At 46.4% G+C, this 15,237-nt stretch carries 10 protein-coding genes; 6 read left to right on the plus strand and 4 right to left on the minus strand.

Annotated elements, in window-relative coordinates:
* The first annotated feature begins 3 nt into the window (after positions 1–3).
* From dnaA to ONE56_RS00025, 5 genes are all read left to right on the plus strand, one after another.
* Complete coding sequence (gene dnaA, locus ONE56_RS00005) at positions 4–1,410, plus strand: chromosomal replication initiator protein DnaA (protein WP_041153781.1); 1,407 nt, start codon at positions 4–6, stop codon at positions 1,408–1,410.
* Between the two features lie 64 nt (positions 1,411–1,474).
* The gene (dnaN, locus tag ONE56_RS00010; RefSeq protein WP_331438667.1) at positions 1,475–2,575 is read left to right on the plus strand and encodes a DNA polymerase III subunit beta; all 1,101 of its coding nucleotides are present in this window, start codon (positions 1,475–1,477) and stop codon (positions 2,573–2,575) included.
* A 9-nt stretch (positions 2,576–2,584) separates the two neighbouring features.
* Entirely contained in the window at positions 2,585–3,664 is a 1,080-nt protein-coding gene (gene recF, locus ONE56_RS00015; RefSeq protein WP_331438668.1) for a DNA replication/repair protein RecF, read from the plus strand.
* A gap of 13 nt (positions 3,665–3,677) precedes the next feature.
* Positions 3,678–6,095 carry a DNA topoisomerase (ATP-hydrolyzing) subunit B gene (gene gyrB, locus ONE56_RS00020; RefSeq protein WP_331438669.1) on the plus strand — a complete coding sequence of 806 codons (2,418 nt, stop codon included), beginning with the start codon at positions 3,678–3,680 and terminating at the stop codon, positions 6,093–6,095.
* A 614-nt stretch (positions 6,096–6,709) separates the two neighbouring features.
* Positions 6,710–7,147, plus strand: a complete 438-nt coding sequence (locus ONE56_RS00025; RefSeq protein ID WP_041153783.1) for an Hsp20 family protein — start codon at positions 6,710–6,712, stop codon at positions 7,145–7,147.
* 85 nt (positions 7,148–7,232) lie between these two features.
* Here the strand turns inward: ONE56_RS00025 and ONE56_RS00030 are convergent, their stop codons facing one another.
* The 4 genes from ONE56_RS00030 to glyQ all read right to left on the minus strand — a co-directional run bounded on the left by ONE56_RS00030 (position 7,233) and on the right by glyQ (position 14,069).
* Complete coding sequence (locus ONE56_RS00030) at positions 7,233–8,486, minus strand: valine--pyruvate transaminase (protein WP_423840024.1); 1,254 nt, start codon at positions 8,484–8,486, stop codon at positions 7,233–7,235.
* 259 nt (positions 8,487–8,745) lie between these two features.
* Positions 8,746–10,836 carry an alpha-amylase gene (locus tag ONE56_RS00035; RefSeq protein WP_331438671.1) on the minus strand — a complete coding sequence of 697 codons (2,091 nt, stop codon included), beginning with the start codon at positions 10,834–10,836 and terminating at the stop codon, positions 8,746–8,748.
* A 228-nt stretch (positions 10,837–11,064) separates the two neighbouring features.
* Complete coding sequence (glyS, locus tag ONE56_RS00040) at positions 11,065–13,131, minus strand: glycine--tRNA ligase subunit beta (RefSeq protein WP_041153784.1); 2,067 nt, start codon at positions 13,129–13,131, stop codon at positions 11,065–11,067.
* A gap of 14 nt (positions 13,132–13,145) precedes the next feature.
* Positions 13,146–14,069 (minus strand): glycine--tRNA ligase subunit alpha, encoded by a 924-nt coding sequence (glyQ, locus tag ONE56_RS00045; protein WP_041153785.1) that lies wholly within the window; start codon positions 14,067–14,069, stop codon positions 13,146–13,148.
* A 485-nt stretch (positions 14,070–14,554) separates the two neighbouring features.
* Between glyQ and ONE56_RS00050 the strand changes: the two genes are divergently transcribed.
* Complete coding sequence (locus tag ONE56_RS00050) at positions 14,555–15,109, plus strand: TMEM165/GDT1 family protein (RefSeq protein ID WP_041153786.1); 555 nt, start codon at positions 14,555–14,557, stop codon at positions 15,107–15,109.
* Positions 15,110–15,237 lie beyond the last annotated feature (128 nt).

Raw genomic sequence — 15,237 nt, forward strand, 5'->3', positions numbered from 1 at the left:
ACCGTGTCATCTTCGCTTTGGCTGCAATGTTTGCAGCAGCTTCAAGAAGAGCTACCAGCTACAGAATTCAGTATGTGGGTTCGTCCGCTACAAGCGGAGCTCAATGACAATACTCTCACTCTCTTCGCGCCAAACCGCTTCGTGTTGGACTGGGTGCGTGATAAATATCTGAATAATATTACTCGTTTACTGCAAGAACATTGTGGTAGCGATATTCCGAATTTGCGCTTTGAAGTAGGTAGCCGTCCGGTATCTGCTCCTAAGCCGACGCCAAAACGTACCCCAGCAGATGTCGCTGCCGAATCTTCGGCTCCGGCTCAGCTGCAAGCACGCAAACCGATTCATAAAACCTGGGATGATGACGCACAAGCGATCGCGGAGATTAACCACCGCTCAAATATGAACCCAAAACATAAGTTCAACAACTTTGTTGAAGGTAAATCAAACCAATTAGGTTTGGCTGCGGCGCGTCAAGTTTCGGATAACCCAGGAGCAGCATACAACCCATTGTTTTTGTATGGCGGCACGGGTTTGGGTAAAACCCACTTGCTGCATGCTGTGGGCAACGCGATTGTGGATAACAATCCAAACGCGAAAGTGGTGTACATGCACTCTGAGCGTTTTGTACAGGACATGGTCAAGGCATTGCAAAATAACGCAATTGAAGAATTTAAACGTTATTACCGCAGTGTCGATGCATTGCTCATCGATGATATCCAATTCTTTGCCAATAAAGAGCGTTCACAAGAAGAGTTCTTCCACACGTTTAACGCTTTACTGGAAGGTAACCAACAAATCATTCTAACTTCTGATCGTTATCCTAAAGAGATCAATGGGGTTGAAGATCGCCTTAAATCGCGTTTTGGTTGGGGTCTTACGGTTGCTATTGAGCCACCTGAACTCGAAACGCGTGTGGCGATTTTAATGAAGAAAGCGGAAGATCACCAAATTCATCTTGCAGACGAAGTGGCGTTCTTTATCGCTAAGCGCCTGCGTTCCAACGTGCGTGAGCTGGAAGGGGCGTTGAACCGTGTGATTGCCAACGCGAATTTCACGGGTCGTCCTATTACGATCGATTTTGTGCGTGAAGCGCTGCGTGATTTGTTAGCACTGCAAGAGAAGCTGGTTACCATCGACAATATTCAAAAGACGGTAGCGGAGTATTACAAAATTAAAGTGGCAGATCTGCTTTCGAAACGTCGCTCCCGTTCTGTTGCGCGTCCTCGTCAGTTAGCCATGGCGCTCGCAAAAGAGTTGACTAACCACAGTTTACCGGAAATTGGCGATGCGTTTGGCGGTCGCGACCATACCACGGTTCTGCATGCGTGTCGTAAGATTGAGCAGTTGCGTGAAGAGAGCCACGATATTAAAGAAGATTACTCTAACTTGATTCGCACCCTGTCTTCTTAATCGGTTAGAATAGCCGTATTCTAAACACATCATTTTTTGAGCTGACAGCGTAAAAGAGCCAAGCATGAAATTTACTATTGAACGTAGTCATTTAATCAAACCGCTACAACAGGTATCGGGTGCTTTGGGTGGTCGACCAACCCTGCCTATTTTGGGTAACCTACTATTAAAAGTAGAAGAGAACGTGCTATCCATGACCGCAACCGATCTGGAAGTGGAACTGGTAAGTAAAGTGACTCTGGAAGGGGATGTCGAAGCGGGCAGTATTACCGTTCCTTCGCGTAAGTTTCTTGATATTTGTCGTGGATTACCCGACGACGCCATCATTACCTTTGTGCTAGAAGGCGATCGTGTGCAGGTGCGATCTGGTCGTAGCCGTTTCTCACTGGCGACGCTTCCAGCTAATGATTTCCCTAACATTGAAGATTGGCAAAGTGATGTCGAAGTCTCGCTAAGCCAGGCCGATCTGCGTGCGCTTATCGAGAAAACTCAGTTCTCTATGGCCAACCAAGATGTACGCTACTACCTCAACGGTATGCTGTTTGAAATTGATGGTACGACATTACGCAGTGTCGCGACGGATGGTCACCGCATGGCGGTATCACAAATGTCACTGGATGCCGACTTTGCTCAGAAGCAAATTATTGTGCCGCGTAAAGGGGTTCAAGAGTTAGTTAAGTTGATGGACGCGCCAGAGCAGCCCGTGATATTACAAATTGGCAGCTCTAACGTGCGCGCGGAAGTGAATAACTTCACCTTTACCTCTAAGTTGGTTGATGGTCGTTTCCCTGATTATCGTCGTGTCTTACCTCAAAGTACCAACAAAACGCTGGTGGCTGGGTGTGATGAATTGCGTCAGGCATTTTCTCGTGCGGCTATTTTGTCTAATGAAAAGTTCCGTGGGGTACGTGTTAACCTTGCTGGGACAGAAATGCGCATTACAGCCAACAACCCAGAACAAGAAGAAGCAGAAGAAATGCTGGATGTCACCTTTGAAGGTGATGCCATCGAAATTGGCTTTAACGTGAGCTATGTGTTGGACGTTTTAAATACCTTGCGTTGTGAAAATGTCCGAGTGTCGATGTCGGATGCCAATGCGAGTGCATTGATTGAAAATGCCGACGATGACAGTGCCATGTATGTGGTAATGCCAATCCGTCTGTAAGCGAATTGAATGCCTCTTTCACGCCTTATTATTCAGCAATTTCGAAACATAAAAGCCTGTGATATTCCGTTATCAGCAGGCTTTAACTTTCTTATTGGCCCCAATGGCAGCGGTAAAACCAGTGTATTAGAAGCGGTCTACCTGCTTGGACATGGTCGCTCGTTCAAAAGCTCACTCACGGGACGCGTTATTCAAAATGAATGCGATGAACTGTTTGTGCACGGGCGTTTTTTGAACTCTGATCAATTTGAGTTACCAATCGGCATTAATAAGAAGCGTGATGGCTCAACAGAGGTTAAAATAGGCGGTCAATCTGGACAAAAGCTTGCGCAACTTGCACAAGTGTTACCGTTGCAGTTGATACATCCAGAAGGGTTTGATTTACTGACGGATGGTCCTAAACATCGCCGAGCGTTTATTGATTGGGGGGTCTTTCATTCTGAGCCTGCGTTTTATGAGGCATGGGGGCGTTTTAAACGTCTCAACAAACAGAGAAATGCCTTGCTAAAAACAGCGAACAGTTATCGAGAGCTCAGTTACTGGGATCAAGAAATGGCACGTTTGGCGGAAAACATTAGCCATTGGCGTGCACATTACATCGAGCAAATGAAATCTGTTGCAGAATCGATCTGCAGCACGTTTTTGCCAGAATTTGAGATCCAATTGAAGTATTATCGTGGCTGGGATAAAGATACACCATACCACGAGATACTAGAAAAAAACTTCGAGCGCGATCAGGCATTGGGTTACACCTTTAGTGGTCCCAATAAAGCCGATTTGCGCATTAAAGTGAATGGAACGCCAGTAGAGGATGTTCTGTCACGCGGTCAGCTAAAACTGATGGTGTGTGCACTGCGCGTAGCGCAAGGGCAACACCTGACAGCAATGACCGACAAACAATGCATTTACCTAATTGACGACTTCGCGTCGGAATTAGACAGCCAACGTCGTAAGCGTCTTGCTGATTGCTTGAAAGAGACGGGCGCACAAGTATTTGTCAGCTCTATCACTGAACACCAAATCGCCGACATGTTGGACGAACATGGTAAATTGTTTCATGTGGAACACGGCAGGATAGAGTCAAACTAGAAGAGAGAAACTCATGTCTGAAAATTACGATTCATCGAGTATTAAGGTACTGAAGGGTCTGGATGCGGTACGTAAGCGTCCAGGAATGTACATCGGCGATACGGACGACGGCACTGGCCTTCACCACATGGTTTTCGAGGTGGTGGATAACTCAATTGATGAAGCGTTGGCGGGTCATTGTAAAGACATCGTTGTGACAATTCATGAGGACAACTCGGTTTCTGTTAGCGATGATGGTCGTGGCATTCCAACTGAAATCCACTCTGAAGAAAATGTTTCTGCAGCAGAAGTGATCATGACGGTGCTTCATGCGGGTGGTAAATTCGACGATAACTCGTATAAAGTTTCTGGTGGTCTACACGGTGTAGGTGTTTCGGTTGTAAACGCGCTTTCTGAGAAAGTTGAACTGACGATTCATCGTGGTGGTCACATCCATACTCAAACTTACCGTCACGGCGAGCCTCAGGCTCCTCTAGCTGTTGTGGGTGATACGGATAAAACTGGCACAACCATTCGTTTCTGGCCAAGTTCGGAAACCTTCACAAACACTGAATTCCATTATGATATTTTGGCAAAACGCCTACGTGAATTGTCATTCCTGAACTCAGGTGTTTCTATCAAGCTTATTGATGAGCGTGAAGAAGACAAGCAAGATCACTTTATGTATGAAGGTGGTATCAAAGCCTTCGTTGATCACCTAAACACCAACAAAACGCCAATCATCGAGAAAATCTTCCACTTCAATTTTGAACGTGAAGATGGCATCGCGGTAGAAGTGGCAATGCAATGGAATGATGGTTTCCAGGAGAACATTTTCTGTTTTACCAACAACATTCCACAGCGTGATGGTGGTACTCACTTAGCGGGCTTCCGTGCCGCGTTAACTCGTACACTGAACAGCTTCATGGACAAAGAAGGTTTTTCTAAAAAAGCCAAAACGGCAACATCGGGTGATGATGCGCGTGAAGGCCTGACTGCCGTTGTTTCCGTGAAAGTGCCAGATCCGAAATTCTCGAGCCAGACTAAAGACAAACTGGTTTCATCAGAAGTGAAATCAGCCGTTGAATCGGCAATGGGTGAAAAACTGTCAGAATTCCTAGTAGAAAACCCAACAGAAGCGAAGATGGTTTGTTCGAAAATCATCGATGCAGCCCGTGCTCGTGAAGCAGCACGTAAAGCTCGTGAGATGACGCGTCGTAAAGGCGCGTTAGACCTTGCAGGTCTACCAGGTAAACTCGCCGACTGTCAGGAAAAAGATCCGGCACTGTCTGAACTGTATATTGTGGAGGGTGACTCTGCGGGCGGTAGTGCTAAGCAGGGTCGTAACCGTAAGAACCAGGCCATCCTACCGCTGAAAGGTAAGATCCTGAACGTTGAAAAAGCACGTTTCGACAAGATGCTCTCTTCGCAAGAAGTGGCTACGCTTATCACCGCACTTGGCTGTGGTATCGGTCGTGATGAGTACAACCCAGACAAACTGCGTTACCATAACATCATTATTATGACCGATGCGGACGTCGATGGTTCGCACATCCGTACGCTACTGTTGACTTTCTTCTACCGTCAAATGCCAGAGCTGATTGAGCGTGGCTACGTGTACATTGCTCAGCCCCCGCTTTACAAAGTGAAAAAGGGCAAACAAGAGCAGTACATTAAAGACGAAGAGGCGATGAACCAATACCAAGTATCATTGGCGTTGGATAATGCATCATTACACGTGAATGCAGAAGCACCAGCAATGGCAGGTGAAGCATTGGAGAAACTGGTCCAGCAGTACAACGCGGGTATTAAGCTTGCTGATCGTATGAGCCGCCGTTACCCAAATGCATTAATGCATGAGTTGGTTTACACACCTCGCTTGACGGCTGAATTGTGTCATGATGCAGCAGCAGTGGAAGCGTGGACTAAGCAGTTAGTTGAGCAGCTAAACGCGAAAGAAGTAGGTGCGAGCCAATACAGCTATGAAGTAGAGCAGCACGTCGATCTTGGCCTAAACTTGCCAAAAATTATCGTACGTACTCATGGTGTGACTCATGAGCATGCGTTAAGCATCGACTTCCTGAACTCAAAAGAGTACAGCAAGCTTGCCGATCTTTCCGAAGCGTTGGACGGATTGCTGGAAGAGGGCGCGTACATCAAACGAGGTGAACGTACTCTGCCAGTTAACCATTTTTCAGACGCTCTGGCGTGGTTGGTTAAGGAGTCAATGCGTGGCTTGAGTCGCCAACGCTACAAAGGTCTTGGCGAGATGAACCCAGATCAGCTTTGGGAAACCACCATGGATCCAGAAACGCGCCGCATGATGCAAGTTACGATTGAAGATGCCGTTGGTGCCGATCAGTTGTTCACCACACTGATGGGTGACCAAGTTGAGCCGCGTCGTAACTTCATCGAAGAGAACGCACTGAAAGTAGCGAACCTAGACGTGTAGTCGAAATCACTTCGCAAATCATTGTGAATAAAAACGCCATCTCTAAATGAGATGGCGTTTTTTTAGAAGGTAAATAAGGTCCTAGGGAAAAACAGGTCCTAGTTCCTAGGTGCGGTACACGAGGCTTCGGTGTTCCTCTGTTGGTATTTGTTTTTGCTGTATGGAATACAGATTACAGAGCACAGAACACGGGATGATTTTTTCCTGTAATCTGTAATCTGTAATCTGTAATCTGTAAGCGAAGCGTCCCGTATTCCCAAGCCTTTTCCCTACGGCCTAGTATCTAGGATTCTAGGACCTTTTTTATTTTTTTCCTATTTCCCCTTGAAAGTCTTTTTTCCGACCTTATATCTAGAATTGAAGAGGTTAGCTGGCTTGCTAGAGACTAGAAGTTCGGCTCTCTATCATCGCTAAAACAAGATCGCTCAAGAGAGGATGCTTGGTTTTAGCACACAACTTAACTTTAAAGATTCAATATCATGTCTCGAGCCGATATTCGTTGGCCATCAGAATGATAAGAATCTCCTAATTCGGCGGTGCTTTTTTGCAGAAACACGCCAAGTTGACTTGGGTCATCGAGTTAGGACTATTGCTTATATTAAGAGGATAGATTTATGCGCAATGTAGATTTCTCACCACTATACCGCAATGCTATTGGCTTTGACCGTTTGCTAAACCTAATGGAAGCAAACAACGCAAAAAACAGCTCAGGCGGTTACCCTCCTTACAACATCGAACAAAAAGACGAACATAATTACCGCATTACCATGGCGGTGGCGGGTTTTGCAGAAGAGCAGCTCGATCTGACCCAAAATGAAAATATGTTGATTGTCAAAGGGGAGCGTAAAGCTGAAGAAGGTAAAAACTACGTTTACCAAGGTATTGCAGAGCGTGATTTTGAGCGTAAATTCCAGCTGGCGGACTACGTCAAAGTGACGGGGGCATCGATGGAAAATGGTTTGCTGCACATAGATTTGGTGCGCGAAATTCCTGAGGCAATGCAACCACGTAAAATTGCCATCGGTGGCAATCATCTGATTGAAACGCACTAATCGGATATTCGCCTCTATAGAGTGAGAAAGAGCGCCTTCAGGCGCTCTTTTTACTGGGTGGTTTGACGCGTTGCCTCGCCTGGCTTTACTGACCTTCTTGGTATGCCTTTTCGACTTCTTCGGCAATAATCGCAATGCCTTTTTGCATCATGTCATCGTCTTGGACGTAATTCATGCGCAAACATTGATGAGCATGATCCCACTCGTCTTGCTGACCAATAAAGAAGTACTCTCCTGGCACAATCAATACACCACGTGCTTTTAAGCGACGGTATAGTTCCATGGTTGTGATCGGCAGTTCATCAAACCATAGCCACAAGAAAATCGCACCTTCAGGTTTATGGATACGAAAACGTGTATCGGTGATGGCCTGTTGTAACAGCTCGACTGCGCGCTGAGACTTTTGCTTATAAAACGGCTTGATCACATCCGAGCTCAGTTTAAGTAAGTCGCCTTTTTCAATAATGTGGTTTGCTATCGCCGGTCCCACGCTACCAGGTGCTAAACTGATGATGCCGTTCATGTTGCTCAGGGCTTGAGTTACCTCCTCGCTGGCAATCACAATGCCACAACGTACGCCAGGTAATCCCAGTTTTGATAGGCTCATACACAAAATCGTATTTTCATTCCAGAATGGCTCCACCTCTTCAAAAATGATATTCGGGAACGGCAAGCCATACGCGTTATCGATGATCAGCGGAATGTTATTCTCACGTGCGAGCTTATCGAGTTTACGGATTTCTTCGTCGGTCAGTACATTGCCAGTTGGGTTGGTTGGACGTGATGCACAAATAGCGGCGACGGAGCTATCGACGGTCAGTTGCTCAAAGTCAACGTGATATTTGAACAGACCATTGTCGAGTAATTCAATTTCTGGGTGATAAGAGATGAAAATATCTTCATCAATCCCTGCATCGCCATATCCGATGTACTCTGGGGCGATCGGTAACAGGATTTTTTTATGCGCCCCGTCAGGTTGCTTGCCTGCCAGCAAGTTAAAGAGATAAAAGAAACCGCTTTGACTGCCGTTGGTCAGACTGATGTTCTTTTCGCTGATGTTCCAGCCGTAGGTTTCTCGAAATAGGTTCGCTAATGCTTTTAAAAATGCATTTTTACCTTGTGGGCCATCGTAGTTAGTAAGGGCGGCGATGAGTTCTCCACTGGCGAGCATTTCGTCACTGGCTTGGTGAAAGTAATCGAGCATGGCAGGAATGGCGGCTGGGTTGCCGCCACCGAGCATGATGGCACCAGGTGTGCGCAGACCATCATTTAAATCGTCCATTAGCTGTGTAATACCAGAATACTGATTAAACTTTTCACCAAACTTTGAGAACTGCATGCGTACTTTTACCTACTTCATTGTGATTGCTGTGGGGACTTTGTCTGCCGATTAAATTCGGCTTATAGAGTAATACTTGACCTTACCCTAATGTTATTAGCCCGAAAAGTGTGAATTTACTCAAAGAAGAAATAATTATCTGTTCAGACCAGAAATGCAGGATAGTGAAGCGATGTTATTTTGGGGTAGCAATAAAAAAGGAAGCATATGCTTCCTTTTTGCTGGTGGTGATAGAAAAACCCATTATTTACTACTGGTATTATTCGCCCGTATAGACGACCAACACTTTATCGTCTTGGTACTGACGCTCAAAGGCGTAATAGCCTTCTTGGTTACGAGTGATATGCTTGCCCTGTGCAACAGCTGGGTGACGTTTACGGAATTCCCCCAGTTTTTGCCAATGATGCAGTAGGTCTTCACGTTGACCATGAATCTTATCCCATGGCATGTCTGAGCGTGTGCCTTGGTGAGTATCTGAGCCAGTAACACCGAAATCACGGGCAATCTCGTCCCCATAATAGATTTGTACTGCTCCTGGAGTCAGCATTAAAGCATTGGCCGCGCGGGCTTGATCATCAAAACTTCGGCTGCGCGCCGCCCAGAATAGCTGCGTATCATGAGAAGACAGATAGCTCAGTACATTGAAAGTGGGGTCGGTGTTAATCTGCTCGGAGTAACGACGGTAATCACTGTCTAGGTTGGCAAAACATTTCAACGCTTTCGGAGCCACATCCGACTGGAATTCAAAGTTGATAATCGAATCAAACCCGTTATCGAAGTAAGGCGTTTTTACCACGCTGTGAGCCCATACTTCACCGGTCATCCAAAATGGTAAATCATCCAGCGCTTTATCCGGATTATTTTTCTTCCATTCAGTCAAGGCTTTTTCGGTACTGGTTTTCAGCTCAGCCCATGCTTCCATCTCTACATGTTTTGCTGTATCCACACGGAAGCCATCGATACCGTAGTCACGAACCCAATCCGACAGCCAGGTGATAAGGTGTTCACGTGGTGTTTTTTGCTCGTCGCGGGCATGAGTCTCTTTGTTATGGAAGAAATTGGGTAAACCAGTTTTCTCACTCGATTCGGTTTTTAGATCGGGTAAGTAGTTCAGTGACATGGTCAGATCATTGTAGCCCGGAGCATCATAAGCGCCGATGTCGGTACGAATCCAATCTTTGCCCCACCATTTATCCCATGCTTTGCTATCACTGTATTTAATGTAGTCGTTAAAGCTGTGCCAACTTTGGCCCGATTTAGGTTGCCAGTCGGTCCACTTTTCGCCCAAGACGTCTTTGGCTTCCTGATCGTCGAGGTAGAGTTGACCGAAACCAAACTCTTGCATGTCTGCCAAGGTCGCATAGCCAGTGTGATTCATGACGACATCCCAGATAACGCGAATGCCTTTTTTATGCGCAGTATCGATAAAGGTTTGCAGTTCTTTTTCGCTGCCCATATTGGCATCTAGCTTGGTCCAATCTAGATGGTAGTAACCGTGGTAGCCGTAATGTTTGAAGTCACCTTTATCGCCACCGCCTACCCAACCATGGATTTGCTCCAGTGGAGAAGTGATCCAGATGGCATTGACGCCCAGAGACTCTATGTAATCCAGTTTTTGGGTCAGGCCAGCGAGGTCACCACCATGGAAAGTACCGATTTCATGTTGGCCGTCTTTACTACGACCATAGCTGTTATCGTTGCTTGGATTGCCATTGTAGAAGCGGTCGGTCATCACAAAATACACCGTGGCGTTATCCCAACTAAAAGGTGTATCTGTTGGCTGATTAACGGCTTCTAATAGCAATAACCCTTGGCTCATCGGTCCGGGTTGAAGTGTGATACTGCCATTAGTAACGGTAGCTTGTTTGCCCGTCAAGGCATCGCGGAGTACAGTGCCATTGGCAAAGGTTTGGGTGACATCAATGGTTTTTGGCGTGTCTGTCGCGACTGGACAAGAGTAGGTGATATCTTGATTTTGTTTGGGTTTAAGCTTAACTGTCAGCTCGTTGGTGGCTGGGTTAAGCGTAAACTGGTATGTGTTCGTTTTGAAAATGCGCAACGGTATGTTGGCATCAGCTGCACACGCATCCATTTTTAATGGCGTATTAAATTTGATGCGGTTTTCTTCCGCCAGTGCAAAACGGCTGCCACAGCTTTGTTTGCTGTCTGCGATGGTAAAAGTGTAACTGCCTTTGTCCAATTTTTGCTCCGCAATGAGCAAGCCTTGGGCATTTTGTTCAAATACAGTTTGGTTGTCACCTAGACTGAGTACAATGGCGTTGTCTGGTGTTTGGCTACACGCACTGACACTGAGTAGGCTGATAGAGAGTGCGAGAATGTTTTTTTTCATTGTGTTCTTCCCCCGAATAAACAGCACAGTTATAGCAAAACAGGGCCTCTACAATCCGAGTGATAAACCAACAAGTTTGCGCCTTCTCACCCTACAAATCTTTGTATTAGTCACAAAATGAACAAAAAACAGACCTAACATCATGGTGCTAGTGACAAAAAAGGGAAGCTGCCGCTTCCCTTTGGTGTTTACTATCGCTTTTTAATCAGCCGTTTGGTCTTGGTCTGATTATTTTTGTAGCAGCGAGATGTCGGCAATCTGCAGGAACAGGTTACGCAGATTGTTCAGTAGTGTCAGACGGTTTTTCTTAAGCGCTTCGTCGTCAGCCATTACCATGACGTTATCGAAAAATGCATCAACGGGTTCACGTAGATCGGCCAGTTTGCTCAGAGCTTGTTGGTAGTTACCTGTTGCAAATGCGGGTTCCAATGCTTCCGTCATTACTTCAACACTTTCCGCCAATGCTTTCTCCGCGTCTTCTTGTAGAAGTGCTAAGTCGATCTCTTCCGACAATTCACCGTCGAATTTCGCTAGGATGTTACCTACGCGCTTATTCGCCGCTGCCAAAGATTCAGCCGCTTCCAGTTCACGGAAGTGGGATACGGCTTTAACACGCTGATCGAAATCAGCAGGTTTCGTTGGACGACGAGCTAACACGGCTTGAATAATATCGACGCTAAAGCCTTCGTCTTTGTACCAAGCATTGAAACGACCCAGCATGAACTCAAGCACATCATGCTCAACGTTATCGTTGGTTAGCTTAGTGCCAAACTGTACTTTCGCTTCACGGATCAGGTCGATAAGGTCTAAGCTGTAACCATTTTCAACGATGATACGTAGCACACCGAGTGATGCACGACGCAGCGCGAATGGGTCACTGCCTTTCGGAGCTTGGCCAATACCAAAGATACCCACGATTGTGTCCAGCTTGTCCGCCATAGCTACCGCAGAAGAAATAGCAGTGCTTGGCAGAACATCACCAGCAAAACGCGGCATGTACTGTTCGTAAAGCGCGAGTGCTACTTGCTCATCTTCACCGTCGTGCGTCGCGTAGTGCATACCCATCACGCCTTGCGTATCGGTGAACTCAAAAACCATTGAGGTCATTAGGTCACATTTTGCGAGTAGGCCCGCGCGAGTGGTTTTTTCGACGTCCGCGCCAATTTGCTTAGCAATGTAGCCAGCCAGAGCGGTGATACGATCGGTTTTGTCTTTAATGGTACCGAGTTGCTTTTGGAAGATAGCGGTTTCTAGTTCAGGAAGACGGTCAATAAGCGGACGCTTACGGTCTGTATTGAAGAAGAATTCTGCATCAGCAAGACGTGGGCGAACCACTTTTTCGTTACCTTCGATAACGTAGCGAGGCTCTTTCGACTCGATGTTAGAAACGAAGATAAAGTTAGGCAGTAGTTTGTTATTCTCGTCATAGACAGGGAAGTATTTTTGGTCACCTTTCATGGTGTAAACCAAAGCTTCAGAAGGTACTTTTAGGAACTCTTCTTCGAACTTCGCTGTGAGTACCACCGGCCATTCAACCAGAGACGTCACTTCTTCGACGAGATCATCTTCTAGGTCGGCAATACCGCCAACCGCCGCTGCCGCTTTTTGTGCATCAGCTAGGATAATGGCCTTACGCGCGTCGTAATCTGCCATCACTTTACCGCGTTCTTCTAGAATCGCTGGGTATTGCTCAGCCGAATCAATCGTGAACTCTTGCTCACCCATGAAGCGGTGACCACGGATCGTGCGGCCTGAAGCGACACCAAGAATCTCGCCTTCAATGAGATCTGAGCCCATCAGCATTGTTAGGGTTTTTACCGGGCGAATAAATTGCGTGGTCTTGTTGCCCCAACGCATTGGTTTTGCGATCGGTAAGTTTGCCAGTGCTTTTGCGGCTAGCTCCACTACGATATCAGAGGTTGGTTGCCCTTTGACTTCTTGTTTAAACAGAAGCCATTCACCTTTGTCTGTCACCATACGTTCAGCTTGGTCAACGGTGATGCCACAACCGCGAGCCCAGCCTTGAGCGGCTTTGGTTGGATTGCCTTCCGCATCGAATGCTGCAGAAACCGCAGGACCACGCTTCTCAACGACTTTGTCTGATTGGCTTTCTGCCAGTGCCGCAACTTTTAGTGCAAGACGACGAGGTGCCGCGAACCATTTTACGCCTTCGTGAGTAAGCTCTGCGCTTTTTAGCTCTGCTTCGAAGTTTGCTGCAAATGCTTCAGCCAGGGTACGAAGTTGCGTTGGTGGGAGCTCTTCTGTACCCAGCTCGATTAAAAATTCTTTTGCCATGTTATCTCGATCCCTTACGCTTGTTCTTCTGACTTTTTACACATCGGAAAGCCGAGTGCTTCACGTGATGCGTAGTAGGCTTCAGCGACTGACTTCGTCAGGTTGCGGATGCGCAGAATGTAGCGCTGACGCTCGGTTACTGAGATCGCTTTACGCGCGTCTAGTAGGTTGAAAGCGTGACCTGCTTTGAGGATGCGCTCGTAAGCTGGTAGCGGCAGAGGTTTTTCAAGCGCGACAAGCTCTTTACACTCTTTCTCACATTGCTCAAAGAAACCGAATAGGAACTCCACGTCAGCATGTTCGAAGTTGTATGTTGATTGCTCCACCTCATTTTGGTGGAAGATATCCCCGTACGTCACTTTGCTGCCGTCTGGTGCGATATTCCATACCAAGTCGTAAACAGAATCGACTTCCTGGATGTACATTGCAAGACGCTCAATACCGTAAGTGATTTCACCGGTCACGGGCTTACATTCAATACCGCCAACTTGTTGGAAGTAAGTAAACTGAGTCACTTCCATGCCATTGAGCCACACTTCCCAGCCTAACCCCCACGCGCCTAGCGTTGGGTTTTCCCAGTTGTCTTCTACAAAACGGATGTCATGGACAAGTGGGTCAATACCAAGAACTTCAAGGGAGCCTAGGTACAACTCTTGGATATTGTCTGGAGATGGTTTTAGCGCTACTTGAAATTGGTAGTAGTGCTGAAGACGGTTAGGGTTTTCACCATAACGGCCATCAGTAGGACGACGTGAAGGTTGTACGTAAGCTGTCGACATTGGCTCTGGACCAATCGCTCGAAGACAGGTCATTGGGTGAGAGGTCCCCGCACCAACTTCCATATCGAGTGGTTGAACAACGGTACAACCATTTTGAGCCCAATAATCCTGCAGCGCGAGGATCATTCCCTGGAAGGTTTTGATATCGTATTTTTGCATAAGTCAGGTTCGCGCGATTCTCTTGTTACTCATTGAACCGTCACATTTGTAGAGTTTTACCGCTCTGATGTGCACGGGTAAGGAGTAATTATGGTTGAATAAATTAACAATCTAGTATACCCAGATATTGTTTATGGGAGTAGGGTTAATCTTGATTAATTACTGGGCTATTTTCTCCTTTGATAGAAATTTTTTGGCTTATTCATCCAAATTTTCTTAAAAGGGCGGTTTTGGTCAGTTTGATACTTGAGATGCGTAACAAGGTTGGCTAGAATTGCGTTCGTCTTTGGGGAGTAGCTTACCTGGTGAAGCGCCAGTTTTATCCGGTTCGTTCGTCAACATAATTGGTGCAAAATCACCATGGCGCTCGAGACTCGAAGCCTTTCGAGTTTAGCAAGACCTTAGACAAATCATCACGAACCGGGGTAGGGGCGTGAGGTTTGTCTTCGGTTAAATATAATAATCCCTGCCCCAATGAGCATGTCGTGAGTGTTTTAGCTATTTCAATTACTACTGTAGCGTTAGCAGAAATTGGTGATAAGACCCAATTGCTATCGTTGTTACTTGCCAGTCGATACCGCAAACCCGTCCCTATTATTGCTGCCATCTTTTTAGCCACTATTGCTAACCACGCTTTAGCTGCATGGTTGGGGGTTGTTGTGGCTGATTACTTGTCACCTGAAGTATTGAAGTGGGTGCTGGTGATCAGTTTTGTTGCTATGGCGGCTTGGGTTCTGATCCCAGATAAACTCGATGATGACGAAGAGATCTCCAACCGTGGTCCATTTATTGCCAGCTTTATCGCCTTTTTTGTTGCAGAGATTGGTGACAAAACTCAGATTGCTACTTCCATTCTTGGTGCGCAGTATGCCGATGCACTAAGTTGGGTCGTGTTAGGAACTACGATTGGTATGTTACTGGCCAATGTCCCAGTGGTTCTGATTGGTAAGTTGTCTGCGGATAAAATGCCTTTGGGGCTTATTCGTAAAGTGACGGCATTTTTATTCGTCTTATTGGCGATCGGTGCTGCCTTGTTTTAGTTTATCATGGCCCGTGAAGAACCGAGATGGGAATGCATTTTTTGCTGATAAATTGATGAAATGATGTGAACTATCAATAAGTAGCGAAAAAGTGGCTTGCTTCAAACTCTGACTAAATATTGTCCATC

This window comes from Vibrio mytili, from assembly GCF_049563345.1.
Classification (GTDB): domain Bacteria; phylum Pseudomonadota; class Gammaproteobacteria; order Enterobacterales; family Vibrionaceae; genus Vibrio; species Vibrio mytili.

What these genes read in the sequence shown, in the direction of transcription:
- glyQ (WP_041153785.1), bottom strand. Translation starts at nt 14,069, where the DNA reads ATGCAAAAATACGATATCAAAACCTTCCAGGGAATGATCCTCGCGCTG.
- ONE56_RS00035 (WP_331438671.1), bottom strand. Translation starts at nt 10,836, where the DNA reads ATGAAAAAAAACATTCTCGCACTCTCTATCAGCCTACTCAGTGTCAGT.
- gyrB (WP_331438669.1), top strand. Translation starts at nt 3,678, where the DNA reads ATGTCTGAAAATTACGATTCATCGAGTATTAAGGTACTGAAGGGTCTG.
- dnaN (WP_331438667.1), top strand. Translation starts at nt 1,475, where the DNA reads ATGAAATTTACTATTGAACGTAGTCATTTAATCAAACCGCTACAACAG.
- recF (WP_331438668.1), top strand. Translation starts at nt 2,585, where the DNA reads ATGCCTCTTTCACGCCTTATTATTCAGCAATTTCGAAACATAAAAGCC.
- ONE56_RS00030 (WP_423840024.1), bottom strand. Translation starts at nt 8,486, where the DNA reads ATGCAGTTCTCAAAGTTTGGTGAAAAGTTTAATCAGTATTCTGGTATT.
- glyS (WP_041153784.1), bottom strand. Translation starts at nt 13,131, where the DNA reads ATGGCAAAAGAATTTTTAATCGAGCTGGGTACAGAAGAGCTCCCACCA.
- ONE56_RS00025 (WP_041153783.1), top strand. Translation starts at nt 6,710, where the DNA reads ATGCGCAATGTAGATTTCTCACCACTATACCGCAATGCTATTGGCTTT.